The 26,009-nt window shown below is 64.7% G+C and carries 24 protein-coding genes and 2 pseudogenes; 10 read left to right on the top strand and 16 right to left on the bottom strand.

Going from position 1 to position 26,009, the window contains the following annotated elements:
* Positions 1–4: 4 nt before the first annotated feature.
* Positions 5–1,381 carry a VWA domain-containing protein gene (locus tag J2R80_RS08595; protein ID WP_253588601.1) on the top strand — a complete coding sequence of 459 codons (1,377 nt, stop codon included), beginning with the start codon at positions 5–7 and terminating at the stop codon, positions 1,379–1,381.
* 14 nt (positions 1,382–1,395) lie between these two features.
* Here the strand turns inward: J2R80_RS08595 and J2R80_RS08590 are convergent, their stop codons facing one another.
* Positions 1,396–1,923, bottom strand: a complete 528-nt coding sequence (locus tag J2R80_RS08590; protein WP_229193034.1) for a hypothetical protein — start codon at positions 1,921–1,923, stop codon at positions 1,396–1,398.
* A gap of 461 nt (positions 1,924–2,384) precedes the next feature.
* On the opposite strand from J2R80_RS08590, the gene J2R80_RS08585 reads away from it, so the two are divergent.
* Complete coding sequence (locus J2R80_RS08585) at positions 2,385–3,605, top strand: DUF2235 domain-containing protein (RefSeq protein ID WP_253638365.1); 1,221 nt, start codon at positions 2,385–2,387, stop codon at positions 3,603–3,605.
* Positions 3,606–3,610: 5 nt separating this feature from the next.
* Here J2R80_RS08585 and J2R80_RS08580 read toward each other — a convergent pair whose 3' ends face one another.
* From J2R80_RS08580 to J2R80_RS08570, 3 genes are read right to left on the bottom strand one after another with little or no spacing between them, the layout of a single operon-like run.
* The gene (locus J2R80_RS08580) at positions 3,611–5,836 is read right to left on the bottom strand and encodes a molybdopterin cofactor-binding domain-containing protein (protein ID WP_076834855.1); all 2,226 of its coding nucleotides are present in this window, start codon (positions 5,834–5,836) and stop codon (positions 3,611–3,613) included.
* The gene (locus tag J2R80_RS08575) at positions 5,833–6,324 is read right to left on the bottom strand and encodes a (2Fe-2S)-binding protein (RefSeq protein ID WP_076834854.1); all 492 of its coding nucleotides are present in this window, start codon (positions 6,322–6,324) and stop codon (positions 5,833–5,835) included. The genes J2R80_RS08580 and J2R80_RS08575 overlap by 4 nt, the downstream gene beginning before the upstream one ends.
* Positions 6,321–7,664: a cytochrome c gene (locus J2R80_RS08570; RefSeq protein ID WP_076834853.1), complete on the bottom strand. Its 1,344-nt coding sequence runs from the start codon at positions 7,662–7,664 to the stop codon at positions 6,321–6,323. The genes J2R80_RS08575 and J2R80_RS08570 overlap by 4 nt, the downstream gene beginning before the upstream one ends.
* 132 nt (positions 7,665–7,796) lie before the next feature.
* Here J2R80_RS08570 and recQ point away from each other — a divergent pair, with 132 nt between their 5' ends.
* Complete coding sequence (gene recQ, locus J2R80_RS08565; RefSeq protein ID WP_253588599.1) at positions 7,797–9,665, top strand: DNA helicase RecQ; 1,869 nt, start codon at positions 7,797–7,799, stop codon at positions 9,663–9,665.
* A 67-nt stretch (positions 9,666–9,732) separates the two neighbouring features.
* On the opposite strand, the pseudogene J2R80_RS43655 reads toward recQ, so the two are convergent.
* Positions 9,733–9,834: pseudogene (locus tag J2R80_RS43655) on the bottom strand (SEC-C metal-binding domain-containing protein); the annotation flags it as partial.
* A gap of 96 nt (positions 9,835–9,930) precedes the next feature.
* A pseudogene (locus J2R80_RS08560) lies at positions 9,931–10,680 on the bottom strand (DUF1186 domain-containing protein); the annotation flags it as partial.
* Positions 10,681–10,891: 211 nt separating this feature from the next.
* Between J2R80_RS08560 and J2R80_RS08555 the strand changes: the two are divergent.
* On the top strand, positions 10,892–12,640 hold the full coding sequence (locus J2R80_RS08555; protein WP_253588598.1) for an NAD(P)/FAD-dependent oxidoreductase: 1,749 nt from the start codon (positions 10,892–10,894) through the stop codon (positions 12,638–12,640).
* 82 nt (positions 12,641–12,722) lie between these two features.
* The gene (locus J2R80_RS08550; protein WP_253588597.1) at positions 12,723–13,664 is read left to right on the top strand and encodes a metallophosphoesterase; all 942 of its coding nucleotides are present in this window, start codon (positions 12,723–12,725) and stop codon (positions 13,662–13,664) included.
* Positions 13,665–13,823: 159 nt separating this feature from the next.
* Here the strand turns inward: J2R80_RS08550 and J2R80_RS08545 are convergent, their stop codons facing one another.
* Positions 13,824–15,086: a S1C family serine protease gene (locus J2R80_RS08545; protein ID WP_253638364.1), complete on the bottom strand. Its 1,263-nt coding sequence runs from the start codon at positions 15,084–15,086 to the stop codon at positions 13,824–13,826.
* Between the two features lie 466 nt (positions 15,087–15,552).
* On the opposite strand from J2R80_RS08545, the gene J2R80_RS08540 reads away from it, so the two are divergent.
* Complete coding sequence (locus tag J2R80_RS08540; protein ID WP_229193518.1) at positions 15,553–15,861, top strand: hypothetical protein; 309 nt, start codon at positions 15,553–15,555, stop codon at positions 15,859–15,861.
* A gap of 1,220 nt (positions 15,862–17,081) precedes the next feature.
* Here the strand turns inward: J2R80_RS08540 and J2R80_RS08535 are convergent.
* Both J2R80_RS08535 and J2R80_RS08530 read right to left on the bottom strand, forming a co-directional pair.
* Complete coding sequence (locus tag J2R80_RS08535) at positions 17,082–17,327, bottom strand: hypothetical protein (RefSeq protein WP_233475642.1); 246 nt, start codon at positions 17,325–17,327, stop codon at positions 17,082–17,084.
* A 233-nt stretch (positions 17,328–17,560) separates the two neighbouring features.
* Positions 17,561–18,574, bottom strand: a complete 1,014-nt coding sequence (locus tag J2R80_RS08530; protein WP_057021182.1) for a 1-aminocyclopropane-1-carboxylate deaminase — start codon at positions 18,572–18,574, stop codon at positions 17,561–17,563.
* A 161-nt stretch (positions 18,575–18,735) separates the two neighbouring features.
* Here J2R80_RS08530 and J2R80_RS08525 point away from each other — a divergent pair, with 161 nt between their 5' ends.
* Together J2R80_RS08525 and J2R80_RS08520 are read left to right on the top strand one after the other, a co-directional pair.
* Positions 18,736–19,200, top strand: coding sequence for an Lrp/AsnC family transcriptional regulator (locus J2R80_RS08525; RefSeq protein ID WP_057021181.1), 465 nt, complete (start codon positions 18,736–18,738; stop codon positions 19,198–19,200).
* 185 nt (positions 19,201–19,385) lie between these two features.
* Complete coding sequence (locus J2R80_RS08520; protein WP_245311913.1) at positions 19,386–20,543, top strand: Ig-like domain-containing protein; 1,158 nt, start codon at positions 19,386–19,388, stop codon at positions 20,541–20,543.
* A 20-nt stretch (positions 20,544–20,563) separates the two neighbouring features.
* Here J2R80_RS08520 and J2R80_RS08515 read toward each other — a convergent pair whose 3' ends face one another.
* On the bottom strand, positions 20,564–20,944 hold the full coding sequence (locus J2R80_RS08515; RefSeq protein ID WP_063790198.1) for a cytochrome c family protein: 381 nt from the start codon (positions 20,942–20,944) through the stop codon (positions 20,564–20,566).
* 153 nt (positions 20,945–21,097) lie between these two features.
* Between J2R80_RS08515 and J2R80_RS08510 the strand changes: the two genes are divergently transcribed.
* Positions 21,098–21,901: an NAD-dependent protein deacetylase gene (locus J2R80_RS08510; protein WP_057021180.1), complete on the top strand. Its 804-nt coding sequence runs from the start codon at positions 21,098–21,100 to the stop codon at positions 21,899–21,901.
* A gap of 156 nt (positions 21,902–22,057) precedes the next feature.
* On the opposite strand, the gene J2R80_RS08505 is transcribed toward J2R80_RS08510, so the two are convergent.
* The 6 genes from J2R80_RS08505 to J2R80_RS08480 all read right to left on the bottom strand — a co-directional run bounded on the left by J2R80_RS08505 (position 22,058) and on the right by J2R80_RS08480 (position 25,185).
* Positions 22,058–22,354, bottom strand: a complete 297-nt coding sequence (locus tag J2R80_RS08505) for a hypothetical protein (RefSeq protein WP_057021179.1) — start codon at positions 22,352–22,354, stop codon at positions 22,058–22,060.
* Entirely contained in the window at positions 22,351–22,629 is a 279-nt protein-coding gene (minE, locus tag J2R80_RS08500; RefSeq protein ID WP_026192121.1) for a cell division topological specificity factor MinE, read from the bottom strand. Before minE ends, J2R80_RS08505 begins: the two co-directional genes overlap by 4 nt.
* Positions 22,629–23,444, bottom strand: coding sequence for a septum site-determining protein MinD (gene minD / locus J2R80_RS08495; protein WP_057021178.1), 816 nt, complete (start codon positions 23,442–23,444; stop codon positions 22,629–22,631). Before minD ends, minE begins: the two co-directional genes overlap by 1 nt.
* Before the next feature lie 21 nt (positions 23,445–23,465).
* On the bottom strand, positions 23,466–24,182 hold the full coding sequence (gene minC / locus J2R80_RS08490; protein WP_028335249.1) for a septum site-determining protein MinC: 717 nt from the start codon (positions 24,180–24,182) through the stop codon (positions 23,466–23,468).
* 179 nt (positions 24,183–24,361) lie between these two features.
* A complete protein-coding gene (locus J2R80_RS08485) occupies positions 24,362–24,703 on the bottom strand; it encodes a hypothetical protein (protein ID WP_168857653.1) in 342 nt (113 codons plus the stop codon).
* A 221-nt stretch (positions 24,704–24,924) separates the two neighbouring features.
* Positions 24,925–25,185 (bottom strand): hypothetical protein, encoded by a 261-nt coding sequence (locus J2R80_RS08480; protein WP_076834843.1) that lies wholly within the window; start codon positions 25,183–25,185, stop codon positions 24,925–24,927.
* Between the two features lie 579 nt (positions 25,186–25,764).
* Between J2R80_RS08480 and J2R80_RS08475 the strand changes: the two genes are divergently transcribed.
* Positions 25,765–26,001: a DUF6894 family protein gene (locus J2R80_RS08475; RefSeq protein WP_028335246.1), complete on the top strand. Its 237-nt coding sequence runs from the start codon at positions 25,765–25,767 to the stop codon at positions 25,999–26,001.
* Positions 26,002–26,009: the final 8 nt, after the last annotated feature.

The following is a 26,009-nucleotide window of genomic DNA, read 5'->3' as shown; positions in this document are numbered from 1 at the left end:
CAAGATGCGCGAGAACCTGCATCGCTTCTTTCGTGCGGCGCGGGGAGCCGGGGTCCGGGTCTCGCCCGCCGAAAGCATCGATGCGATGCGGGCGGTCGCCCAGGTCGGCTTTGCCGATCGCGACATCCTGCGCGACACCTTCCTGCTGACGCTGGCCAAGACCCAGGACGAGAAGCGCGCGCTCGGCGAATGCTTCGACCTGTTCTTCAGCCAGCCCGAGCCGCAGCAGGAGAACGCCGAGCAGAGCAAGACCGACGACGGCAGCGAATCCGGTGCCAACCCATCGGCCGACGAGCATGGCGATGCGTCGGGCGGCGCCGCCAGCGAGAACGTCGGGCCGCTGGCGCAGATGCTGCTGTCGCAGGATCGCTCCGCGATATCGAGCGCGATCGCCAACGCCTCCGGCGCCGCCTCGCTGCCGGATATCCGCTACTTCACCCAGCGCGGCATCTTCCAGACCCGCATCCTCGATGCGATGGGGATCCAGCGCCTGCGCGACGACATCGACGACCAGACCACGCGCAATCCCGCGCTCGCCGAACGGCTGCAGGAGGCGCTCAACGGCCTGCGCGGCACCGTTCGCGACGCGGTCTCGCAGGCCCTGCTGCTCTACGGGCGCGAGGAAGCGGAGAATCTGCGCAACGAGATCCTGCGCAACGCGCCGCTGGCGCGGATCGAGCCGCGGCAGGTCGAGCAGATGCGCGCGCTGATCCGCCAGATCGCGCGCCGGTTGCGCGAGCGCTACTCCAAGCCGCGCAAGCGCCAGCGCCGCGGTCATCTCGACGTCCGCCGCACGCTGCGCCGCAACGCGGCTTGGGGCGGCGTCCCCTTCCTCACCGCCTGGAAGCGCAAGCATCGCGACCGGCCGAAGATCGTCGCGCTGTGCGACGTTTCCGGCTCGGTCGCCCGCGTCTCGGACTTCTTCCTGCTCCTGATCCACAGCCTGCACGAGGTGGTGGACGACGTCCGCTCATTCGCCTTCTCGGGCCACCTGATCGAGGTCAGCGACATCCTGGAATCGAAATCGCCGGAAGAGGCGATGAAGGAGATCATGTCCAAGGTCGGCTTCGGCTCGTCCGACTACGGCAATTCCTTCGCCGATTTCGAGGCCAATTGGATGAGCGCGATCACGCCGCAGACCACGGTGATCGTGCTCGGCGACGCCCGCAGCAACAATCTCGATCCGCGCGCCGACATCCTGCGCCGTATCGGCGAGCGCTCCAAGCGGCTGGTCTGGCTCAACCCCGAAGGCCGCATGGTCTGGGGCTTTGGCGATTCCGAGATGCCGCGCTACGCGACCTTCTGCAGCGTGGTGCGGCAATGCGCGACCGCGCGGCAGCTCGAGCGCGCCGTGTCGGATATCGTCGCGACGTATCAATAGGCCGCCGGCCGCACTTAGATGGCAAGCGACTCGCCGTGGAACAGCCACCCGACGAACGCAGCCAATGTCAGCGCGATCGAGGCGAAGATGCCGACCAGCTTGATCGTCGTGATCGCCTTCAGGATCGAGACAGACCGCGCCGCCGCATGCGGGTCGCCGTGCAGCAGCAGCCATGCCAGGAGACAGTCCTCGATCAAATCGCTGAGCAGGTACACCGCCGGCACGACCAGGCCGAGCCACGCCGCGGACGGGTAGATCCGGCTGAGCCAGTGCGATGACGCCGCGCCCATCGCGCCCGCCAGCGCCAGCATCACGATCAGGTCGAGCGGAAACAGGATCGGAAAGACATACTTCATCCGCAGATCGGACTGCACCAACTCGCCGAGCTGGTCGCCGGTGTAGCTGAGCGTCTTCTCCGGAAAGCGGGTTCGGAACCTGTTTGTGAACACGCGATCGGAATAGCTGCCGACCCACCAGAACAGTCCGAACGCCACCACCACAAGTGCCGAGAGAATGGCCGTCACGAGAGCTTGAGGGCTCATGCCGACCCGTTCCTGTTGTTGTCGAGGAAACTGCGGGAGGCCGCAGGAAAGATGATCGCGTGCACCGCGGAGTCCCTGAAAGGGAGAAAATGTCGACGCATATAGCAATGATCGACGAGCAGATTTCCATCTTTTCCGAAGTGTTGCAATTGAATTTTGAGAGCGCCATTGGCGGCTGGCCCAAAGCATCGCGAACGCAATTGGGTCTCTCACGGACACTCCGTCACGGCCGGGCATCGGCGAGCTGAAGCGACGCCGTCCTTGGCGCAGCCTTGGCCGGGGCGAGATTCAATTCGAGAGCCAACGGCAGGCAGCGTCGACGCGCATCGCGCTTCGGCTACCCGGCACCACCGGCGGTCACGCCGCCGCCACAGAACCGTCTTCAATTGGAGATTGAATTTTCACCACGTTCTGCCGTACATAGAGGCCACGAATTTTCACGGCGGCCGCGAGGGCAACGGATGCCGAAGGATATTGTGATTTGCTGCGACGGCACCGGCAACGAGATCGGTGACAATATTTCCAACGTGCTGAAGCTGTTCCGCGTCGCCGACAAGAATGACCGGCAGCGGATCTATTATCACCCCGGCCTCGGCACCATCGGCCTGCAAAACGCCTGGGGCCGCTTCAAGCAGCAGATGCGCGGCCTGTTCGGGCTGGCCTTCGGCGCCGGTCTCGACCAGGACACGCTCGGCGCCTACCTGTTCCTGTGCCGAACGTGGGAGCCAGGTGACCGGGTCTGGATGTTCGGCTTCAGCCGCGGTGCCTACACGGTGCGCGTGCTCGCGGCCTTCGTCCATGTGATGGGCCTGCTGCCCGTCGACCAGCTCGACCTCGCGAGCTACGCCTTCGGCACCTACAAAATAGCCAGCTCCGACGCGCAGAAATCCGACGGCACGTTCGACTATGCTCCGTTGAAGGAGGCTTGGCATTTCAGCCAGATTGCCGGCGGCCGCAATATCGACATCGAGTTCGTCGGGGTCTGGGACACCGTGGCCTCGATCATCGTGCCGCGACAGGACAATTTCCTGTTCGACTTGCAGACGCTGCTGTTCACCCGCACCAATTCCAGCGTCAAACACTTCCGCCAGGCGATCTCGATCGACGAGCGCAGGCGCATGTTCCGACTCAATCGCTGGATCGAGCCGCAGAAATTTCGCTCGGATCCATTCGATCCGGCAACGGAGGTGGAGCAGGACATCCGCCAGGTCTGGTTTGCCGGCGTGCACTCCGACGTCGGGGGCGGCTATCCGGAAGACCAGAGCGGGCCGTCGAAGTTTCCGCTGATCTGGATGCTCGAGCAGGCCAAGGCAGCCGGGCTGCACATGGATCAGGCGCTGATCGATCATCTCGCCTGGGGGATGCCGTTGCCGCCGCACAAGCACGACTATGTGCCGCCGAGCGCGACCGCTCCGCTGCACAATTCGCTGACCGCCGCCTGGGAAATCCTTGAATGGATTCCGAAGAGCGACAAATGGAAGGAATGGTCGGAGCGGAAATCCTTCCTCGGCTTCTATCTGCCGCGCGGCGAGCCGCGGCCGATTGCGGACGGCGCGACCATCCATGCCTCGGTGTTGGAGCGCATGGAGAAGGATCCGGCCTACAAGCCGATCAATATGCCGATGACCTACAACGTCGAGCCGATGACGCCGCCCCCGGCTCCCCCTGCTGCAACGGCTTGACCGCATTACGCGTCGATCGCGTCCTTGATCCGTTTGCGGCTGAGCGGCAGCTCGCGCAGCCGCTTGCCGGTTGCATGCGCGATGGCATTGGCGAGCGAGGCGGCGGCCGGGCCCTGCCCGGTCTCGCCGCTGCCGAGGAACGGCTGGCCGGGGCGGTTGATGATGTGGACGGCGATACTGTCGGGCACCGCATTGAAGCGCAGGATCGGGTAGGTCTGCCAGTCGATGCTGGTGATCCTTGTCTCGTCGAAGGTGACGCTTTCATAGAGCGTCCAGCTGGTCGACTGCACGATCGCGCCCTCGATCTGGTTGGTGATGCCGTCCGGATTGACGACCTGGCCGGCGTCGACGGCGGCGACCGCGCGCACCAGCCGGGCCCGCCCGGTTTCGCGATCGACCTCGACCTCGGATGCAATGGCGCAATAGGCGGCGAGATTCTTGTAGCGCGCGAAAGCGAAGCCGTAGCCGCGATTTCGCGGCGGCTGCTGTCCGCGCGTCCAGCCGAATTCCTCCGCGGCCTTCTCGACCACCGCGCGGCCCCGCTGATCGTCGAGATGCCTGAGCCGAAACTCGACCGGATCGGCGCCGGCGAGAGCGGCCAGTTCATCCATGAAGCTCTCGGTCGAGAACACGTTGTGATAGGCGCCGAGCGCGCGCATCGCGGAGATCCGCAGCGGCATCGCGGGGATGAAGTGATGCATCACATGCGCGTTCGGAAAATTGTAGATCGGAATCGCGTTGCGATCGCCGCCACCTTCCGGCAACGGCAACGGCTTTGGTGCGGGCACCGCGAATGATCGCGCCATGTGCTGGGCCGCAAGCAGCGCGCCGGCGCCGCCCGGCCGCATCGAATGGGTGTTGCTCCACACCGCGAAATTCCAGTCGGCGATCTTGCCGTCGGCCGTGAGTGACGCGCTCAATTTTGTCACCATCGCCGGACCATACGGCTCCCAGCCGTGCTCCTGCTCGCGCATCCACTGCACCCGAATTGGGCGCCCTGGCAGCACCCGGGCGATCAGCGCGGCGTCGGCCGCGGCATCGTCGGCGCCATTGTGGCCGTAACAGCCGGAGCCTTCGACATGGATCAGGCGGACGCTGGCGGGCGTCATGCCGAGCATCTCGGCGATCGCCTGCCGGTCGGGATAGACGCCCTGCGTGTGCGTCCACACCGTTATCGCGCCGTCGACGAATTGCGCGACCGCGCAGGACGGCCCGATCGAGCCGTGCGACTGGTAAGGCCGCGCATAGGTCGCTTCGAGCGACCGCGCGCCGCTCACCGTGGGATCGCTACGCTGCAAGATCGCGAAATCCTGAGAGGGCAGCGTGGTCAGCACGTTGGCCAGATCGTGCTGGTTCGGCAGTTTCGCGCTCTCCCGCCACTTCGCCGCGGCGGCCAGCGCGTGCATGGCCTTGACCGCCGAAAATTCCTTCTCCGCCACCACGGCCAGGAAGTTGCCGTCGCGCACGATTTGAATCACGCCGGGCATTTTCTCGATCGCGGCCGTGTCGCATTCCACGAGCTGCGCGCCGTAGCTCGGCGGGCGCACCACGCGCGCATGCACCATGCCGGGAAGCCGCATGTCCTGCACATAGGCGGCGCCGCCCGTGACCTTGGCCGGAATATCGACGCGTGGCACCGGCTGGCCCATCACCTTGAAGCTCGCCGGATCCTTCAGGCTCGATGTCGGTTGCGCCTGGACGTGCAACATGTCCGCGGCGACAAGCTCGCCATAGCCCAGACGCCGGCCATCGGGAGCGATGACGGCCGCATTCTCGGTTCGCAAGCCGTCGGGCGGCAAGCCGAAACGCTTTGCCGCCTCGGCCACCAGCAACATGCGCGCCTGCGCCGCGGCATGCAGGATCGCCGTGCCGCTGTCCTGCATCGAATGACTGCCGGACGTGTAGCCCTCGTTCGCCGTGAGTTTGGTGTCGGCGGTGATCACCTTCAGCGCATCGAAGGGAATATCGAGCTGCTCGGCCGCAATCTGCTGGAACGCGGTGCGGAATCCCTGGCCGAGTTCGGCCTTGCCCGTGAAGGCCGTGACCTGGCCATTGGCATCGATACGGATCCAGGAATCCAGATTGGGCGTTTTGGCCAGGCTGCCCGGCAACGCCGGGCCCTGCGCAGCCTTCTGCTCCTGCGCCACCGCATGGCGCAGCGAGAAGCTGACAATCAGCGCACCGCCGCCGGCCAGCACGCTGCGGCGATCGAGAATTACCGGCGCGGTCATCGGACGCTCCTGTCGCTTGCGGCGTCGGCCGTATCCATCAACCTGGCGGCGCGGTGCACCGCGCGCAGGATGCGCATATGGGTGCCGCAGCGGCAGAGATTGGGCTCCAGCTCGGCGCGGATCTGCGCATCCGATGGCTTCGGGTTGCGCATCAGCAGCGCCTGCGCGCGCATCATCATCCCGGCGATGCAGTAGCCACACTGCGCCGCCTGCTCCTCCATGAAGGCGCGCTGGATCGGCGCCGGCGCGGCCACGGTGCCGAGCCCTTCGAGCGTCGTCACCTGCTTGCCCTCGACCAGGACCAGCGGCGTGACGCAGGACAGCACCGCCTTGCCGTCGACGATCACCGTGCAGGAGCCACATTGCCCGAGCCCGCAGCCGAACTTGGCGGCATTGAGCGCCAGATCATTGCGCAGCACATAGAGCAACGGCGTATCCGGCTCCGCATCGACCTGATGATCCCTGCCATTGACCTTCAATGTCATCATGGCTTGCCTCGCTGTCTGGATTCCGCTGGCGTGTCGCGCGCCGCAAGCGACGTGGCCTGCACCGCCCGCGCATCGCGCACCGCCTTGTCGAGATTGGCCCACGCCGGCCGCTTGCCGAACCGCTCGCGCAGATAGGCCGTGAGCGCGACCATCTGCGTATCATCGATGCTGCTGGCGAAGCCCGGCATGATCGGGCTGCGCTCGCCTTCGACGGCGCCGACGCCCGACAGCACGATATTGAGGAGATTGCGCGGGTCGGGGCTTGCGATCGCCGTGCTGAGCGCGAGATTGACGCCGCCATAGGGCAGCGTCCGGCTACCCTCATGGCAGGAGCCGCACGCCGCGGCATAGATCGCCGCGCCGGCCGCATGGGTCTGTGCCGCATCATCGGAAGACGATTGTGCGACGACGTCGGCCGGCCGCTTGCGATCCGGCGCCGGCGTGCCCGAGATATCGGCCATGTACACGGCGATGGCCCGCACGTCGCTGTCGGGCACCGTCGCCAGATTGCCGACCACTTCAGCCATCGGCCCGCGCGCGGTGCCATGATCGGCCTGCCAGCCGTGGCGCAAATAGGCGTAGAGCGCGTCGGCGGTCCACCGCACCGGGGCGTGCGAGGTGTCGTTCAGCGCGTAGGCGTGCCAATTGTCGACCTCGCCGCCGGCGAACTGCGCATTCAGCCGCTCGGCGCCGAGCGCGTTGCGCGGCGTGTGGCAGGCGCCGCAATGCGCGAGCCCCTCCACCAGATAGGCGCCGCGGTTCCATTCCGCGCCCTTCGCCGAGTCCTGAGGGGCATCGCCGCTGCGCAGATACAGCAGCTTCCACCCTGCAATCAGCGGTCGATAGTTGAGCGGGAACGAAAGCTGATTCGCCGGCGGCGACGCGTGGACCGGCTGCCGCGTCATCAGGAACGCATACAGTGCCCGGTCGTCCGCATCCGAGACGTTGGTGAAATGGTCATAAGGAAAGGTCGGGTAGAGATGCTGGCCATCGCGCGCCACGCCCGAGCGCATCGCGCGGACGAACGCCTCCTCCGGCCAGCGCCCGATGCCGGTTTCGGCATCCGGCGTGATGTTGGATGAGAAGACGATGCCGAACGGCGTTGGAACCGGGAGCCCGCCGGCATAAGTCGCGCCGCCCTGCACGGTATGGCAGGTGTTGCAATTGCCGATCGCGGCGAGTTCGCGGCCGCGTTTGACCACATCAGGGTCGAAGGTATCGGCCCGCGGCGGCGCAATCGCGGCAATCTGCGGCCGCCAGGCGACGGCAAAGGCCGCCGCCGCGCCCGCGACCAGCACGATCGCGGCAATGCCTGTGATGATCCGCAGCTGACCAGTCATGCTGAATTGAGTTTGTTGTTGGGACGTGTATTAACACCTTTCATTCCGGTATCGTTCGGCCAGAAGACCTCGATCACCGCCTGTTGACCTCAAGGAATCCTGGAAAATCCCAAAGGGATCGCGCAAGGGATCATGACCGCCCAGCCCGCCCTCGATCGCGCCTCCGCCCCGTCTCGCGATGCGCTGTCCGTGCTCAGTTCCGTGTTCGGCCTGTCGGGCTTCCGCGGCGCGCAGGAAAACATCATCCGTCACGTCACCGATGGCGGCAATTGCCTGGTGCTGATGCCGACCGGCGGCGGCAAGTCGCTGTGCTACCAATTGCCGTCGCTGCTGCGCGACGGCTGCGGCATCGTGGTATCACCTTTGATTGCGCTGATGCGCGACCAGGTCGCGGGCCTCACTGAAGCCGGCGTCAACGCCGCGGTGCTGAACTCGACGCTGTCCTATGAGGAAGCCTCCGAGGTCGAGCGGCGGCTGCTCGCCGGCGATCTCGACCTGCTCTATGTGGCGCCGGAGCGGCTGCTCACGCCGCGCTGCCTCAATCTGCTCGGCCAGGCGCAGATCGCGCTGTTTGCGATCGACGAGGCGCATTGCGTCTCGCAATGGGGCCATGACTTCCGCCCGGAATATATCGGCCTGTCCGCACTCGCCGAGCGCTTCCCCAAGGTGCCGCGCATCGCGCTGACCGCGACTGCGGACGCGCTGACGCGAAGGGAGATCGCCGAGCGGCTGCAGCTTACCGACGCACCGCAATTCGTCGCGAGCTTCGACCGGCCCAATATCCGCTACGAGATCGTCGACAAGCAGAATGCGACCACGCAGCTGAAGAACTTCATCAAGGAGCGGCATGCCGGCGACGCCGGCGTGGTCTATTGCCTGTCCCGCGCCAAGGTCGAGGACGTCGCGGCGGCGCTCAGCGAGGCCGGCATTCCGGCACTGCCCTATCATGCCGGGCTCGATGCCGGCGTGCGCGCCCGGCACCAGGACCGCTTCCTCAACGAGGACGGGCTCGTGATCGTCGCCACGATCGCCTTCGGCATGGGGATCGACAAGCCCGATGTGCGCTTCGTCGCGCATCTCGATCTGCCGAAGAGCATCGAAGCCTACTACCAGGAGACCGGGCGTGCCGGCCGCGACGGCAAGCCGTCGGCGGCATGGATGGCCTACGGCCTGTCCGACATCGTGCAGCAGCGCCGCATGATCGATGAATCGACCGGCTCCGATGCCTTCAAGCGCGTCTCGGTCGGCAAGCTCGACGCGCTGGTTGCGCTGGCTGAAACGGTGCATTGCCGCCGGCAGCGCCTGCTCGGCTATTTCGGCGAGACCCGCGCAGAAGAAAGCTGCGGCAATTGCGACAACTGCCTGACGCCGCCGCGCGTCCGCGACGGCAAGGTGCTCGCACAAAAGCTGCTGTCCTGCGCCTACCGCACCGGGCAACGTTTCGGCGCCATGCACCTGATCGACGTGCTGGTCGGGCGGCTCACCGAACGGGTCAAGCAGTTCAACCACGACCAGCTGTCGGTGTTCGGCATCGGCCGCGAGCTCAACGAGAAGCAATGGCGCGCGGTGCTGCGCCAGCTGGTGGCGATGGGCCATCTGCGCGCCGACAGCGATGCCTTCGGCGCGCTTGTTCTGACCGACAGCGCCCGCGGCGTGCTGAAGGGCGAGACCGCGGTGATGCTGCGTGAGCAGCCGGAGGGCGCGCGCAACCGCGCGGTCCGCGGCAAGTCGCGCCGCGGCGAGCTTGTGCCCGCGGCCGACAGCCCGGGTGGCGCCGCAAATCCCGCGTTGCATGCGGCGTTGCGCGCCTGGCGCTCGGATGTCGCGCGCCAGCGCGGCGTGCCGGCCTATGTCGTGCTGCACGATTCCACCATCGACGGCATCGCCGCGATGCGGCCGGACACGCTCAGCGAGCTGCGCAACATCGCAGGGATCGGCGACAAGAAGCTCGAGCACTACGGCGACGAGCTGATCCGGATCGTGAAGACGACAGGAGCGTGACCGGTCCTCTCTACGCCGAAGCGACGACAGTCGCTTTGGCCGGCGCTGAGACCGAGGGAGTCGCAGCTCAACGCTGGTCAGCGAGACAGCATTTCTTGTATTTCTTGCCGCTGCCGCACGGGCATGGGTCGTTGCGCCCGACATGGCGCAAGGGATTCCTCACGGGTTCGGTGTGGCTCCACAATGTATCGAGATCGTCCCCAAAGGGGGCATCCAGATCGTCGAAGGTCTCGTTGTAGCCGTAGTCGGTCCCTTCCATTTCCTGGACCGCATCCTTGATATAGCCGAGGCCAACTTCCTCGAATCGTGCGATTTCCTCGGGTCGCTGCTCGGCATCGACGAGCATTTCGTCGAACTCGCGGCGTTCCGTCATCCAATCGGGTATACGCCCGTCATCGAAAGCGCGATACGCCAAGGGCGCCAGCTCGCGCAACCCCAGGAGGGCAATTGCCTGCTGCCACGCGTACCAGGCATGGTTCTCGTCATCCGCCAGATTTTGCTCGTGGAATGCTTTGAGCAGGCGCTGCATGCGCTCCCGCCCGATCATCCCATTCCATGTGAGGAAGGTGGCCGCGCCGAGAACCTGCTCGCGCGCAAATTGATCGACGGACTGATCCACGACCAGACTCAACAAGGCGTCGACGTCCCCGTCAAAGACACCCGCGACAATGCGCGCCATGCTTTCGGTCAGGCAGTCACCCAACAGGTCATCAAGTTCGCTTTCGGGTCTGCGCAGCAGTCGCAGCAGGTCGCGGCAAACATCCGTGTCACGAGCTCCACCGAGGATATAGACACCTCGGAACAGCAGCCTGGCCTCATCGTCGGACAGTTCCTCGCCGTTCCCTGCCCGGGCGACGATGGCGCGCAGCGCGGGGGCCGCTTCTTCCATTCTGATCAGGCACATTCCGACTGCGGCCGCAGGCAATTGTTTCTCGGTCGCGACGGCCTCAAGATAGTCTTCGATCGGCCCCAAATCGCCCCGCTCGAAGATAGCTTCTACTTCTTCCTTCTTCATGGGACCTCGATCTTTGCCGGCAGATGAACGGTCACGACAGAACAACTACCCGATCACCGCTTACCCTCATCCTCTCCCAGAGACAGCATAGGAGCTATTCGCTGGACGGCAATACGCTTGCTTGCGGGCCGCGCCGCCCTCGCCCTAATCTTTGCCCATCGCGTCCAACGAGACGCGGGCAAGACATAACGATATAGGGAAGAGACGGCCCATGGCTCAGGAGAGCACCGCGCGCAAAACTGTGCGCCCTGCCGAGACCGGAACGTTCGATGCCGTGGTGATCGGCGCCGGGTTCGCCGGCATGTACATGCTGCATCGGCTGCGCGGACTCGGCTTCACCGCGCGGGTCTATGAGGCCGGCGGCGGCGTCGGCGGCACCTGGTACTGGAATCGCTATCCCGGCGCGCGTTGCGACGTCGAGAGCCTGCAATATTCGTTCTCGTTCTCCGAGGAACTCGATCAGGACTGGAGCTGGTCGGAGAAATATTCTCCGCAGCCCGAAATTCTCGCTTACGCCAATCACGTCGCCGATCGCTTCGACCTGCGCAGCCAGATCGTGTTCGACACCCGCGTCACCGCGGCGACCTTCGACGAACAGGCAGGCACATGGCTTATCGAGACCGACCGCGGCGACAGGGTTACCGCAAAGTTCTGCATCATGGCGGTCGGCTGCCTGTCGGCGCCGAACCGGCCGGCTTTCCCGGGCATGGCGGATTTCCGCGGGCCGATCTATCACACCGGCGAATGGCCGCATGAGGGTGTCGACTTCAGCGGCCTGCGCGTCGGCGTGATCGGCACCGGCTCGTCGGCGATCCAGTCGATCCCGATCATCGCGCAGCAGGCCTCCGAGCTCACGGTGTTTCAGCGCACCGCGACCTGGTCGGTGCCGGCGTGGAACGAGCGGCTGTCGGCGGAATATCTCAAGGAAGCGAAGGCGCATTATCCGGAGCTGCGCGCCAAGGCCCGTGCGCGCCCGACCGGCTTCTATTTCCAGTTCAACGCCCAGCCCGCCTTGCAGGCGAGCGAGCGGGAGCGCGAGCAGCAATACGAAGAAGCGTGGCAGCGCGGCGGCCTGCCCTTCCTCGGCGCGTTCGGCGATCTCCTGTTCGAGAAGGCCGCCAACGACACCATCGCCGATTTCGCGCGCGAGAAGATCCGCGGCATCGTCAAGGATCCCGCCACCGCCGAATTGCTGTGCCCGCGAAACGTGTTCGGCTGCAAGCGGCTCTGCGTCGATACCAATTATTTCGAGACCTACAATCTGCCGCATGTGAAGCTGGTCGACGTGTCGACGACGCCGATCGATCGCTTCACGACGGAAGGCATTGTCGTCGACGGCACCGAATACAAGTTCGACGCGATCGTCTCCGCCACCGGCTTTGCCGCCATGACCGGCTCGTTCGACAAGATCGCGATCACCGGCCGCGGCGGGCAGACGCTGGCCGAGAAATGGCGGGCGGGCCCGCGTGCCTATCTCGGCCTTGCCTCCGAGGGCTTTCCGAACCTGTTCATGATCACCGGGCCCGGCAGCCCGTCGGTGCTCGCCAGCATGATCCAGGCGATCGAGCAGCATGTCGATTGGCTGGCGGATTGCATCAGTCATATGCGCGACATCGGCGCCGGCACGATCGAGGCGGTCCGCGACGACGAGGACGCCTGGGTCACCCATGTCAACGACGTATCAACGGTTTCGCTGCGCTCGACCTGCAGTTCCTGGTATGTCGGCGCCAACATCCCGGGCCGTCCCCGCGTGTTCATGCCCTATATCGGCGGCTTCCCGATCTATGTGCAGAAGTGCAATGAGGTGATGAACTCGGGTTACGACGGCTTCGTGCTGCAGGGTGGGCGCAACGGCAATGCACCGCCGCAGGTGCGCTTCACCGAGCGCTGGCAGGTACCGCTCGACATCGAGGTGATCTCGCCGGCCGCGGTCGCCGCGAAGCGGGTTCCCGTGGTCTGAGTGCCGGCGGTATCCCCGCCGGGATTGCGCATGATAGTGTCGCGCCGGTCCGCGCTTGGCATCGCGGAGCGCACGGGGGACGATGGCCGACACGGCATTGCAGGGACTGGTCGAGCGGATCGGCGCGGATCACGTCGTGCGCCGGCTTGGGATCGAGGCCGCGCATGAGAAGCAGGTGTTCGGCCAGGGCACGCTGCTGTTCAACGTCGAGAACTGGAAACTGGCGCCGCGGATCATCGAGACCGCGCTCAAGGTGACCGGCCTGCACGGCCGCGCGCGGCGTAATGCCGATAGGGTCGAAGTGCGACGCAACCTGGTGACGTCGGCGCGCCTGCCGGCGGCCTTCGACGGCTTCGCCATGCTGCAGCTCAGCGATCTCCATGCCGACATCAGCCAACGCGCGATGCGGCATCTGATGGACATCGTGAGCGATATCGCCTGCGATATCTGCGTTCTCACGGGCGACTACCGCGGCAAGACGTATGGGCCGTTTGAAACGAGCCTCGCGTTGATGCGGGATCTGTGCGCGCGGATCAAGCTGCCGCTCTACGGCATCCTCGGCAATCATGACAGCATCCGCATGACGCCGGCGCTGGAGGCGATGGGCATCAGGATGCTGTTCAATGAGCAGGAGTCGATCACGCGCGATAGCGCGACGATCCACCTCGCCGGGATCGACGACGCGCACTTCTACCGCACCGACGACATTGCAAGGGCTGCCACAGCGATCCCGCGCGATGCATTCTCGATCCTGCTGGCACATACGCCGGAATCCTACCGCGCGGCGGCGGCAGCCGGCTTCGACCTGATGCTGAGCGGCCATACCCATGGCGGCCAGCTCTGCCTGCCCGGCGGCATCGCGATCAAGCTGGAGGCGCGGCTGCCGCGCCGGATGGGCAGCGGCGCCTGGCGGTTCGGTGAACTTGCCGGCTACACCTCGGCCGGCGCCGGCACCAGCCTCGCGCCGGTGCGGCTGAATTGCCCGGCCGAGATCACCGTGCATACTCTGCGGCGGCTCGGTTGAGCTCCGCCCGTACCTGGCAGGCGCCCATTGCCAAAATATCGAAAACAACCCCATGCAAAGGAGTCGGCGGCTGCCCGGACGTCGCAAGGAAAGACGTGTGGCCGGTAGCCAGATGCAGTCGCCCTGCCGCAAGGACGGGAAGAGGGCGTAGCGGAGGTCTCAATTGCCCTTCTTCGCACTCGCGCTCTGCTCGTTCACCGTGCAGGTGATCAGCAGCGTGTAGCCGCGCGCATTCTTGGCAATCTCGGCGGTTTCCTTCTTCATCTCCTCGCGCCACTCGGCGGTCCGGTACGCCACCGCGCTGTTGTCGAGAAAGTCGCGCAGCGCGCCGGTCTTGATCGCGAAATTGATGTTCTCCGGGATGGTCCCCGTCGCCCGCGCCATCCTGACCGCGTCGAGCTTGGCAGCCACCACGCCGACCACCGCGCCGGTAAGGTCGAACAGCGGACCGCCGCTGTTGCCCGGCTGCACGGCGGCGCTGATCTGCAGATGACGGGTATCGTTGAGGATGCCACTCAGCGAAGAGACAATGCCCGTGGTGACCGTGAAATCGGATGTCAGCAATCCGTGATAGGGATAACCGATCGCCACTACGCCGTTGCCGACCAGGATGGGGTTTTGCCTGAGGCTGACGACATCCTTGAAAGGGGTCGGCGCCTGCAGCAACGCGAGATCATTGGTCTCGTCATCGGACACCAGGCGCAGCTTGACCGGCGCCTCGCCGCTCAGGTTGCCCGTGATCTCGCTGCAGCCGCCGACGACATGGTGATTGGTGACGACGTGGCCGCTGCTGCTGACCACAAAGCCGGTGCCGGTCCCCGATCTCGCCTGCTTCGCCGGCGGCGCGCTGGGTGCTGCAGCCTGCTGCGGCGGCGCCGCAGGCTTTGTCGCGACCGCGAACTCGCCGGCATTGGAGACGCCGTTCTTCTTCACCGAGACGACGCAGTTGAGCAGAGCCGGCAACAGCTGCGCGGTCTGATTGAGGTTGAACTGAAACAATTGTCCCTGCGCGAATGCCGTCATCTGGCGCGCCTTGCGGAACTGGTTGATCAGGCTGGAATTCACCGGCATCTCGACATTCACGAGCTGGGTGCCGAGCGGCATGCCGTAGACGTTGAACGCCGGCTGGCCGTCAAAGGTCAGCGCCAGCGGAAAGGCCTCGCCCGGCGTCAGACGCCAGCTGTCATGGGCAAAGCCGAGCCGCCAGCTGCCATTCTCGGCGATCGACACCATGAAGAAGATGCCGCTTTGATACGTGGTGCTCGCCGAGCAATGGGTGAAGGCGCCATTCTTGTCGTTGGTGAAAGCGCCGCCCTTCCAGTTGCCGACCGTGATCGAGCCGTAGGGACCGCGGGCGCTCGACGGAGTTGCAGACGCAAACAGCCACGCGGCCGCAACGGCCGCCCAGATCGCAACTCTCATGACGCGCACTCCCCCAGCCACAACCCATCATAGGAGGCGTCGAAATTCATCCGCAAGTGGTGCGCGGCTTGGTCTTTGGTCCTGCGGCCACGCAAGTCCGCCGCGGATGAGGCGGTCGCCACACCCTCAGGTTACAGAACCTATGTTCCTATTATGTTCCTATGTCAACCGAGGTACTGGCCGTATTTAAGCCCCGTGTCCCAAGTTGAATCTTGGAGTGTCTTAATTCCGATTAAGCGAACGAAAACCGTAACTTGGCCGATGTTCTCGGCAAGACTACTGAGTCGCACGCCAGATGTTCTGGCTTTTGCAATCCGCCAAGTGTTCTCGCTCCACAGGGCAGAAGTGTTACCGGGGTTCTCCGTGGGTGAACGGAGTTCCAGCCTCCGCTACCGTCCCCCTTAGCATTCCGATGGAATAAGCCCGCCATCGCAGGGGTTGGAAGCTGAGGGAGGTCGACCAAGCCATGGAAAGCGAAAGTGCGCCTTCAGGGCCGGGTGAAGCCGCGTGGGAAGCGTTGACATTCGATGAGCCCGTCATCGTCGCGCTAGCTATTTGGGCCGCGCTATTGGTGGCCCACGTCATCGCGGCGTCGGTGTATTGGCGGGAGCAGCGCAGCCCGGAATGGTTGGCCGTTCTTGCGATCTTGGCCTACTGGCCAATCCTGGTGTCGATCATAGGTCTCGGCCTTGTTCTAAAATATCTGATCCGACCGCTGATCGGACAAATAAAACTGTTCCGGCGAAGGTCCGATATCAAAGGCGTCGTTGAGTAAGGCCGCCTCAGTTGGCGGCCTCTCCGTTTATGATCTCGATCCATCGGCGCAAGCTCGATTCAAATCGCTCGCGCACTTCTGCTTCCGAGTTAGCCGTCACGCCAAATGAGAGCGGCGCGTCCCTTCCTGTAGTTGCGATCCATTCTCCGCAAGCTCGCGGCTGAATCTCCGGCACAATCCCCGGCTTGGGGCTGAAACATAGGCAAATGCAGCCCCGGTCGAAGCGCCCTCTAATACGACACCATGACGTCGGAAGAGATGCGAGCGATGGCAGCGCAGTGTGATGATGTGGCCTTGAAGCTACTCGCTCCCGAGCGCGCCATTGTCCGGAACGTCGCAGCCCAATCGCGTATGCTGGCACACCAATCCGAGATGCTACTGTAGAGAGTGGCGATCAATCAGGCCTTCCAGCGAGACTGTTCCCCGTGACGCCCTCAAGGAAACGGCCCCAGCGCGTTGGAACGAACGCTGAGGCCGCCTTACCGCGCCGCTGAGAATAAGGCGGCCCCGGCACGTAGCTAGCGCCGGGGGGCCAGAGGGATTGTCATTCCCATGAGAACTCGACCCTGCGCCCAATAGGTCTGTTCCCGCATTTGCATAGGAAAGTCAGCTTGCATTTCATCGCAGATGCGATGCGGCACTCAAGCAAACGGCCCCAGCACTCGGGCAAGGAGGCTGAGGCCGAGGAGCGCCCGTGGGGTAGGGAAAGATTATGGACACCCCCGCGTGAGCTAGAACCTCGATGGTACGGAAGGGCATTTGCATATGTGAATGAGTGTCCTGATTTCCCCAAGCGAATGTCCTAACTGGGACAGCATCTCAACCGGGGTGCTGTCCGCATTTAGGCCCCGTGTCCCAAGTTGATTTTGGAGGTGTCCTGATTAGAAAGCGGCCCCAGCGCCGGGAGAGCGCTAAGGCCAAGTTGACGTTTCCAATGAGCTACGGCAGTTCAGCCGATCAGAAGCCAGCCTAAGCTGATGATGAACGCGACGAGCGATATCCCCGCCAAGCCTATGAGGCTGAACTCGACGCCATCTAAATCGGTCCTGAACATAATGTTCAAAGCATTACACGTCGGATCGGCGGGCGCTTTAGCGTATGTCAGTCAGCGGCTGTGTCCAATTTCCAGATTCCACCGGGCATCAGATGTCCTAATTCCCCTGTACGAGTGCCCTAACCAGGACAGCACCTCAACCGGAGCATTGCCGCCAAGGCGGACGCTACTGCGGCTCCCCGACCGAGGAGCGCGCCGGCGGATTTGGATCGCTGAACCAGTACCAGGATGCGAGGGCATGGACGCCGACGCCGATCAGGAAGATGCCGGCGTAGAGCTCGACCGCATGATTCATCGCCAGCAGGCGGGGATGCGGCGCGGCACCCTGGCCCTGGTAGGTCCAGACCCAGTGCCCCACGGCGACGATGCCAACGCCGAGCGCGGCGATGGCTCGGCCGGCCGCATTCATCATCCTCACGCGATGGTCTCCCAACTCGCCCGGTCAGGCAAAAATACCGGGCGAAGCTGACGCGGACCTGACGTGGGACATCGAACGTAGCCCGGATGGAGCCAACGGGTCGCGCGAACGCGCGCCCGATGACAGGCTCCGCCAAATCCGGGGATCTCGCGCCGCCGAGAGACCTACCCGGATTGCGCTTCGCTTCATCCGGGCTACGAAGCCACGAAATCAGAGGCCCGCCCGCCTCAGCCGTTCCTGAACGCGTAGGCGTAGCCGTTGAGCGCCGGTGCGCCGCCGAGATGGGCGTAGAGCACCTTCGATCCGGCCGGGAAATAGCCCTTCTGCACCAGATCGATCATGCCCTGCATCGACTTGCCCTCGTAGACGGGGTCGGTGATCATGCCTTCCAGCCGCGCGCTGAGCCGGATCGCCTCCTTGGTCTCCTCCGACGGCACGCCGTAGGCGGGATAGGCGTAGTCCTCGATCAGCACGACATCATCCTCGACGATGTCGCGGCCGAGCTCGACGAGCTTTGCGGTGTTCTGCGCGATCGACAGCACCTGCGCCTTGGTCTGCGCGGGCGTGAACGAACCGTCGATGCCGATCACGTTGCGCGCGCGCCCATCGGCGGCGAAGCCGACCAGCATGCCGGCATGGGTCGAGCCGGTCACCGTGCAGACGATGATGTAGTCGAACTTGACGCCGAGCTGGCGCTCCTGCGCGCGCACCTCCTCGGCGAAGCCGACATAGCCGAGCCCGCCAAATTTGTGCACGGAGGCGCCGGCCGGAATCGCGTAGGGCTTGCCGCCCGCCGCCTTCACTTCCTCGATCGCCTGCTCCCAGCTCTTGCGGATGCCGATGTCGAAGCCTTCGTCGACCAGCCGCACATCGGCGCCCATGACGCGCGAAAGCAGGATGTTGCCGACGCGATCATAGACCGCGTCCTCATGCGGCACCCAGCTTTCCTGCACCAGCCGGCACTTCATGCCGATCTTGGCCGCGACGGCCGCGACCATGCGGGTGTGATTCGACTGCACGCCGCCGATCGAGACCAGCGTGTCGGCATTGGAGGCGATCGCATCGGGGATGATGTATTCGAGCTTGCGCAGCTTGTTGCCGCCATAGGCGAGCCCGGAATTACAATCCTCGCGCTTGGCATAGAGCTCGACCTTGCCGCCGAGATGCTTTGACAGCCGATCGAGCTTCTCGATGGCAGTCGGCCCGAATGTGAGTGGATAGCGCGCGAACTTCTCCAGCATGCTGGCATCCTCTTTGGTGGTCTGAAACGGCGGCCACAGCTATCACCCCTGGCGCGAAAGGTGCTCTCTTACTCAGCCCGCACAATTGCCGAAGATTGCCGGATCTGGCCCTGATGGTATATTTTCTCTCATGAAATCGACCAATAGTGAGAGATTCTTCCATGTCCGCCCGACTCGACCGCATCGACCTCAAGATGTTGAGATTGCTGCAAAAGAACGGCCGGCTCAGCAATGCCGAGCTGGCCGATCAGGTCGGCGTCAGCCCCGCCACCTGCCATCGCCGGACGCAAGCGCTGTTCGACGAGGGTTATCTCAGCGGCGTCCGCGCCATGGTGGCGCCGCGCAAGCTCGGCAAGGGCACGTTGGTGATGGTCGGCGTCGTGCTCGACCGCTCGACGCCGGAAAGCTTTGCGAGCTTCGAGCAGGCGGTGGCGAAGCTCAAATGCGTGCTCGACTGCCACCTCGTCGCCGGTGACTTCGATTACTTCCTCAAGATCCGCGCCGGCGACGTCGACGACTTCAAGCGCATCCATGGCGACCAGCTGATCGCGCTGCCCGGCGTGCGGCAGACCCGCACCTTCTTCGTCATGAAGGAGGTGGTGGACAATGCGGCGCTGGAGTTTTGAACCTGACGTCATCCCGGCACGGGCCGGGCGCCGCGAGCCGCCAGATCGGCCGGCCTGCCCGAGAGAAGTAATCCCTTCATCCGACTTGATGGCCGGCGCAAACCGGCGCAGTCTCTCACTAAATCCCCGCGGGGGGCGGGGGTCGCGCGCGGATGCGCGGGGGACATCATCCGCGGATGACAATCATGAACGCCACGGCGATCCGACTGGTCATTCCGTTGCTGGCACTTGCCGCCGGCGGCACGGCGGCGCTCGTCTTCGGCATCCGCCAAACCCAGCAAATCCTGGGCGGGAGCACGCCTTTGACGGCGACAGCACCATCCGCGCCAGCGGCTCCGGCGCGAGACCAAAACAAGACCGCACTGGCAAAGGCGCAAACCGAGACCGCGGCCTTGGCCGACGTGCTGGCGGGACCGGCGCCGGCACCAGGCGGCGACGCGGTGCCTGAGTTCGACGTCGTCAACATCGAGCCGACCGGCGAGACCGTTGTTGCCGGCCGGGCGCTACCGGGCACGACGGTGGAACTGCTGCGCAATGGCGAGGTGCACGATCGCGTCGTGGCGGACAAGTCCGGCCAGTTCGTCATGGTCCCGCGCCCGCTTCCGCCGGGAAACTATGACCTCACCCTGCGCATGACGCGCGACGGCAAGCAGGTGACCTCCAAGCAAAGCGTGGCGGTGGCGCTCGAGGCTGCGACGCGGGAGCGGCCGATGGTGGCGCTGATGACACCGGACAAACCGGTCCGCGTGCTGTCACGACCTGCGGCCACGGCGCCGGCGGCTGGGAAAGTGGCCATCGAGGCCGTCGAGACCGAACCGGACGGCAAGCTCCATGTGAGCGGTCAGGCAGCTCCCGGCGCGACCGTCAGGCTCTATCTCAACGGGAGCTTGATCACGTCCGCGACGGCCGACGAGGCGGGGCACCTCTCGGTCACGATCAACAAGGGCGTGACCGCCGGCAACTATCAGGTGCGGCTTGACGACGTCGATCCCAGCTCCGGCAAGGTCCGCGCGCGGGCCGAGGTGCCGTTCAACGTTCCGGACACGATGACGACCGCATCGATCCCGGCATCGCCAACCTCGTCCGGCCGCGCGGATGTGGTCAAACCGCAACTCGCCGCGGCGGCAACCGCCACCGCATCCGATGTGAAGTCCCCCTCCGCCGTGATCGTGCCGAAGATCACGACGACCACCGTCGCCCGCGGCGACAGCCTGTGGCGGATCAGCCAGCGCGCATTCGGCGCCGGACAGCGCTACGCCGTGATTTATCGGGCCAACTCGCAGCAGATCCGCAATCCCAATTTGATCTATCCCGGCCAGGTCTTCGTCGTGCCGGCAAAGTGAGACCGGCCTACCGCCAACGGTCACTTGCCGGGGGATTTCAGGAACGCCACGATCCTGGCGCGATCCTCCGCCGAGCGCACGCCGGTATACGGCTTCATGCCGTTGCCCGACACCACGGCATCGGGATCCTCGATGAAGCGCAGCAGCGTGCTCTCATCCCAGACGATGTCGGATGATTTCATCGCCTCCGAATAAGGAAAGTTCGCAACCGATCCGGCTTTGCGGCCGACGACATCGTGCAGGTTTGGGCCAACGCGGTTATCACCGTCCTTGACCGTATGGCAGGTGCGGCAGGAATTGTTGAACGCCTGCTCGCCGGACACGCCCGCATCCTGACCATGGGACGGCGACAGCGCCAGCGACATCAGCCCGCAAACGACGACGATGAATCCCGGCCGCATCGATCACTCCGTAGGCAATTGCGCCAGGCAGACAGGCGCGCGCAGCACCACGTCTCGGGTGCCATGCCGTCAACGCAGAGGCCGCGTGAAAGGTCCGCTCGCGGCAGGCCCCACATCTGGCGCAGATGCGTGCCCCGCACTAGATGTGCTGCCATGCCACACCCCGCCCTCGAGGATTTCGTCGCCGGCCACCAGCGCCTGTTTGTCCTGACCGGAGCCGGCTGCAGCACCAATTCCGGCATTCCTGATTATCGCGACAGCGACGGCAACTGGAAGCGGACGCGCCCGGTCACCATCCAGGCGTTCTTGGGCGAGGCGGCGACGCGGCAGCGCTACTGGGCGCGCAGCATGGTGGGCTGGCGGCGGTTCGGCCGCGCCGCGCCGAACGGCGCGCATCGCGCACTGGCCAAGCTCGAACAGCAAGGGCGCTGCGAGCTGCTGCTGACCCAGAATGTCGACCGCCTGCACCAGGCCGCCGGCAGCCGGCGGGTGATCGACCTGCACGGCCGGCTCGACGTGGTGCGCTGCCTCGGCTGCGGCGCGACGATGCCGCGCGAACAATTCCAGGACGAGCTCGCGCAACGAAACCCCGCCTGGCTCACGCTCGATGCCGCCGACGCACCCGACGGCGACGCCGATCTCGATCTGGATTTCTCGTCGTTCGTGGTGCCGGCCTGCGAGGCCTGCGGCGGCGTGCTGAAACCCGACGTGGTGTTCTTCGGCGAGAACGTGCCGCGCGATACGGTCGCGTCGGCGCAGGCGCATCTCGAGCAGGCCGACGCCGTGCTGGTGGTCGGCTCCTCGCTGATGGTCTATTCCGGCTTTCGCTTCGTCCGGATGGCAGAGCAGCGCGGCCTGCCGATTGCCGCCGTCAATCTCGGCCGCACCCGCGCCGACGAACTGCTCGCCCTCAAAGTCGAGGATAGTTGCGAGAGCGCGCTGGCGTTCTTGCTGTAGGTCGCCTGTCTCTTCCCGTCATTGCGAGGAGCGATAGCGACGAAGCAATCCATCGAGCCGCCTATGCGGAAAAATGGATTGCTTCGCGGAGCCTGTCATCCGGCGGCGCCTTGCGCCGACCGGGTGGCTCGCAATGACGATGGGAGAATCATCGCACTACGCGCGGTGGCGCGGCGCCTTGGCCATCGGCATGTTGGCGTTCCAGTGCGTCCAGCTGACGCTGGCGAGGCTGCCGAGGTCCGTCGCCAGTGGGCGACGGGTCCGGCGCTCGTACTCCGCGATGCAGCGGCCCGACTCGCCGATCTTGCGCTGCAATTCGTCGATCGTCATCTGCGTCGCACGGCCGCAATTGGCCTTGCCGAGCTGATCGGCCTCGATCGCCCTCAACGCCGCCCGCAGCTTCTTGAGCTGCGCGCGCTGCCAGGCAATGTGACTGTCGCTGTCTGCCGTCATGTGGCCGCCACCATCTTCGATCGTTGCACGCCATTGGGAACCTCGATGTCGACCTCGAGCATCGAGACGAACTTGCCACGGTCCATCCGGACCACGACCTTGTCGGGGTCGACGTCGATATGCTTGGAAACCACGCTCAGGATTTCCGAGCGAAGTGTCTCCAGGAGATCTGGCGCGCCGGTCCGGCCACGCTCATGCGAAAGCAGGATCTGCAACCGCTCCCGCGCGACGGGCGCCGATGCGGCGCGGCCGCCGAACAGCCGCATTACGTTCATCATGCCGCCCTCCGTCGCAGTAGCCGATCCATCAACCCCTTGCGTTGAACCGGCACGGTCATCTCCACCGCCTCGCCCATCAGGCGGCGTACCGCGTCGGTATAGGCCCGCGCCGGCGCGCTGCTTGCTGCGTTCAGCGTGACCGGACAGCCGACATTGGAGGCGCGCAGCACGTCCTGGCTTTCCGGGACGATGCCGAGCAAGGGGGTCGCAAGGATTTCCAGGATATCGTCGATCGACAGCATCTCGCCGCGCGCCGCGCGGCCGGCATCATAGCGGGTGACCAGAAGATGCTTCTCGACGCGCTCGCCGCGCTCGGCGCGGACCGTCTTGGAATCGAGCATGCCGATGATGCGGTCGGAGTCGCGAACCGACGATACTTCCGGATTGGTGACGATAACGGCCTCGTCGGCGTAGCGCATCGCGAGCGTCGCGCCGCGCTCGATGCCGGCCGGGCTGTCGCACAGGATCCAGTCGAACTTGGTCTTGAGGTCGGCGATCACGTGCTTAACGCCCTCTTCGCTCAGCGCGTCCTTGTCGCGGGTCTGCGACGCCGGCAGCAGCCAGAGATTCTCCAGCCGCTTGTCGCGGATCAGCGCCTGCGGCAGCTTGGCGACGCCCTGCACCACGTTGATGAGGTCGAACACCACCCGACGCTCCGCGCCCATCACCAGATCGAGGTTGCGCAGGCCGACGTCGAAATCGATGACGACGACGTTCTGACCCATTTGCGCGAGCGCCGCGCCGAGCGCGGCGGTTGAGGTCGTTTTGCCGACCCCGCCCTTCCCAGACGTCACGACCAATACCTTGGCCATTCTCTCTCTCCTTGTGGTCGGTCAGTTCAATGGTGTAATGCGCAGCATTTCGCCCTCGAGCCACGCCTGGGCGGGCCGGTTGCGCAAGCTGTCGGCGATTTCTTCCGCAGTCTGGTAGTAGCCATCGATGGCGAGCAGCTCGGCCTCGATCCTCTGGCAGAAGATGCGGGCCGCCGAATTGCCGTTGATGCCGGCCATCGCCCGGCCGCGCAGCGTGCCGTAGACATGGATCGAGCCGCCGGCGACGATCTCGGCGCCGGAGCCGACCGAGCCGAGCACGGTGACGTCGCCCTCGGCAAACACGATCGACTGGCCGGAACGGACCGGGCTCTCCAGCAGCAGCGACGGCAGCTTGGTCTTGTCCTTGTCCTTGTTTTTTTCCTGCACCTGCGGCTTCTGCGGCTCGACATGGGTGATCGCGCAGGCCCGGCCGCCGGTCAGAAGCGGCGGCATGTTGGCGCCGAGCTTCGATTCGTCGACGCCCTCGATGCCGAGGATGCGGATGTTGCGCTCACCGAGGCTGCCGATCAGATGCGCGATCGCGGTCTGGCTGAGATCGACCGCCGAGAGGTCGAGCACGATGGGCTTGCCGGTGAAGAAGCCCGGCGACTTCGCCAGCGTCGCGTCGATCTCGGCCAGCCAGGACACGACAGGCACGACCGGCGAGAAAACGAACGCAACGTAGGAACGGCCGCGCATGCGGACCTGCTGACGTGCGACCTGTTGAGTTGCGTCCATCGCCCCTGACTCGGTTGTCTTGTCGAATGGTTAACAATCGGACCGCATGGTTAATCAAAGGTTAACGCGGTCAGGGTTTTCACCGATTTGAGCAGCGCTCGCCCCGGGGGCTCGAAACGCGCTTTGGCGTTTGAACAGGTGCGGAATTGGAGGAGATGCGGCCGCGTTTTTGAGCTGGATCAATTTTCTTCGCGCCAGACGGGGTTATCATTGCGCGAGCGTTTGCAGACGACGTCATGACCCAAACCTACTGGATTGAGATCCTGCGGTGCCCGAAATGCCGACGCACGGGCCACGCTGAGCTTTCCGAGGTCGCCCCGCTTCGCAACCGAATTGTTCGGGTTTCGGAGGAATTCGAAGTTCGCGCCGACGAGCGCGGCGACGATTTCCAGTGCCGAGCCTGCAAGCTGCCAGCCCTGCCATGACAGCGGATGCCTTAACGCGCATCTGCCGATCACGCCGAAAATCATCGTTGTAGCTATTCCGCCTTGATATTCGCCGACTTGACGATCGGCCACCATTTCTCGACCTCGGCGACTGCCTCAGGTCGATCACCCGGACGAGGTCGACGCCGCAATCAAACTCCACCTGCGGGAGTTCGCGCCAACGGCGTGAGGCGCCACTTGGCGGCGGCGAGCGGCGCGAGCTTGCGTCGGACGCAGCTGAGCGCGCGATGCATTTGCTCTACGCCCGCCGAAGACCCGCGACGTCGTCGCGGGCCTTCCGGGAACGGCTATGCCGATCAGTGGACCGAGCGGTCGGTGCGGGCAGCGGCCCGCGCGGTCGTCATCTTGTTGCGGGGCGTCAGAACGCTGAGCTGATGCGGCGTCGCCGATGTGGTCGCAACAGGCGCCTGCTCGCGGGCGTTGGCGGCGCCAATCACGCCGGCCTGCACCGCCGAGATCGGCAGGCCCGCAGCCTCATAGGTCGGAAGCTCCGCAGCGGACGCGGCGGTTGCGATCGCGAGAGCGGCGGCAAGGGTGGAGAGGGAAATCTTGATCACGGAAGGCTCCTCAGTGGCACGTGAGAAGCAGAGTTAGTCAGCTATTATTGCAATGCAATATCAATGTTGCCGCACCGCACAAATAATTGATCGCCGGCGTCGCTGGCGAGCACCACGGGCCGTCGTGAAAATGCTGCTCGTTAGCTTCGGGTGCTAGGCATTGCCGCACGCTTCCCTGACCATCCGAGAGATCTCGGCGCGTCCGGTGGTCCGCAGCCGTTTCCCGCTGGTCGGCCGCCTGCCTCAGCTTCTGTAACGGCGTGATTTTATTCGCGGTGACGAGCGGCGCTCTCTGCTTCCCGCCGGCCGCTTGCCATTGTCTCGAAATCACGATGACCGAATCGCTGGCTCATTGCCGACAAGCCAACACGAATTCGGCTGGTCTCCTCTGTCGACCCGATGCGTCGCTCGACCTTCCGAACCGATGATGGTGCAGGTCCACGTCGGGGTACCCAACAATGATGATCCGCCCTCCTAGAATAGCGGCTTGCCGTCCGCCTCACCGTGGTGCGATGACACCACTTTGATGCGTCGAGCTCGTCGCAGTCGTCGGAATGTTCGCCTCATCCGGAGACACCAATGCCGCGGTATTTTTTTCATATCCACGGCGGCCATTCAGTGCTCGATGATGTCGGCCTGGATCTTCCCGACATTTTCGCCGCACGGACGACGGCGATTGAACTGAGCGGCGAGATACTCAAGCACGACGTGACGGAGCCATTCTTGCGTCATCTTCGCTGGCATGTCGAAATCAGCGACAGCCCCGAGCCGGGCGGCCAGTCACTGTTCGTCCTTCAGTTTTCCATTGCGGCATGAATAGCAGC

The organism is Bradyrhizobium sp. USDA 4541, assembly GCF_024171085.1.
GTDB lineage: Bacteria > Pseudomonadota > Alphaproteobacteria > Rhizobiales > Xanthobacteraceae > Bradyrhizobium > Bradyrhizobium australafricanum.
Note: the sequence above shows the minus strand (reverse complement) of the source record. Positions and strands in the feature narration are given on the sequence as shown.

Excerpts from the sequence above, each read along its gene's own strand:
- J2R80_RS08510 (WP_057021180.1), top strand. The coding sequence starts at position 21,098 with ATGCCACACCCCGCCCTCGAGGATTTCGTCGCCGGCCACCAGCGCCTG.
- J2R80_RS08535 (WP_233475642.1), bottom strand. The coding sequence starts at position 17,327 with ATGATGAATGCGGCCGGCCGAGCCATCGCCGCGCTCGGCGTTGGCATC.
- minE (WP_026192121.1), bottom strand. The coding sequence starts at position 22,629 with ATGAACGTAATGCGGCTGTTCGGCGGCCGCGCCGCATCGGCGCCCGTC.
- J2R80_RS08505 (WP_057021179.1), bottom strand. The coding sequence starts at position 22,354 with ATGACGGCAGACAGCGACAGTCACATTGCCTGGCAGCGCGCGCAGCTC.
- J2R80_RS08575 (WP_076834854.1), bottom strand. The coding sequence starts at position 6,324 with ATGATGACATTGAAGGTCAATGGCAGGGATCATCAGGTCGATGCGGAG.
- J2R80_RS08540 (WP_229193518.1), top strand. The coding sequence starts at position 15,553 with ATGGAAAGCGAAAGTGCGCCTTCAGGGCCGGGTGAAGCCGCGTGGGAA.
- J2R80_RS08475 (WP_028335246.1), top strand. The coding sequence starts at position 25,765 with ATGCCGCGGTATTTTTTTCATATCCACGGCGGCCATTCAGTGCTCGAT.
- J2R80_RS08520 (WP_245311913.1), top strand. The coding sequence starts at position 19,386 with ATGAACGCCACGGCGATCCGACTGGTCATTCCGTTGCTGGCACTTGCC.
- J2R80_RS08595 (WP_253588601.1), top strand. The coding sequence starts at position 5 with ATGCGCGAGAACCTGCATCGCTTCTTTCGTGCGGCGCGGGGAGCCGGG.
- J2R80_RS08550 (WP_253588597.1), top strand. The coding sequence starts at position 12,723 with ATGGCCGACACGGCATTGCAGGGACTGGTCGAGCGGATCGGCGCGGAT.
- J2R80_RS08585 (WP_253638365.1), top strand. The coding sequence starts at position 2,385 with ATGCCGAAGGATATTGTGATTTGCTGCGACGGCACCGGCAACGAGATC.
- J2R80_RS08515 (WP_063790198.1), bottom strand. The coding sequence starts at position 20,944 with ATGCGGCCGGGATTCATCGTCGTCGTTTGCGGGCTGATGTCGCTGGCG.
- J2R80_RS08570 (WP_076834853.1), bottom strand. The coding sequence starts at position 7,664 with ATGACTGGTCAGCTGCGGATCATCACAGGCATTGCCGCGATCGTGCTG.
- recQ (WP_253588599.1), top strand. The coding sequence starts at position 7,797 with ATGACCGCCCAGCCCGCCCTCGATCGCGCCTCCGCCCCGTCTCGCGAT.
- J2R80_RS08530 (WP_057021182.1), bottom strand. The coding sequence starts at position 18,574 with ATGCTGGAGAAGTTCGCGCGCTATCCACTCACATTCGGGCCGACTGCC.
- J2R80_RS08590 (WP_229193034.1), bottom strand. The coding sequence starts at position 1,923 with ATGAGCCCTCAAGCTCTCGTGACGGCCATTCTCTCGGCACTTGTGGTG.
- minC (WP_028335249.1), bottom strand. The coding sequence starts at position 24,182 with ATGGACGCAACTCAACAGGTCGCACGTCAGCAGGTCCGCATGCGCGGC.
- J2R80_RS08580 (WP_076834855.1), bottom strand. The coding sequence starts at position 5,836 with ATGACCGCGCCGGTAATTCTCGATCGCCGCAGCGTGCTGGCCGGCGGC.
- J2R80_RS08485 (WP_168857653.1), bottom strand. The coding sequence starts at position 24,703 with ATGGTGGCCGATCGTCAAGTCGGCGAATATCAAGGCGGAATAGCTACA.
- J2R80_RS08525 (WP_057021181.1), top strand. The coding sequence starts at position 18,736 with ATGTCCGCCCGACTCGACCGCATCGACCTCAAGATGTTGAGATTGCTG.
- minD (WP_057021178.1), bottom strand. The coding sequence starts at position 23,444 with ATGGCCAAGGTATTGGTCGTGACGTCTGGGAAGGGCGGGGTCGGCAAA.
- J2R80_RS08555 (WP_253588598.1), top strand. The coding sequence starts at position 10,892 with ATGGCTCAGGAGAGCACCGCGCGCAAAACTGTGCGCCCTGCCGAGACC.
- J2R80_RS08545 (WP_253638364.1), bottom strand. The coding sequence starts at position 15,086 with ATGAGAGTTGCGATCTGGGCGGCCGTTGCGGCCGCGTGGCTGTTTGCG.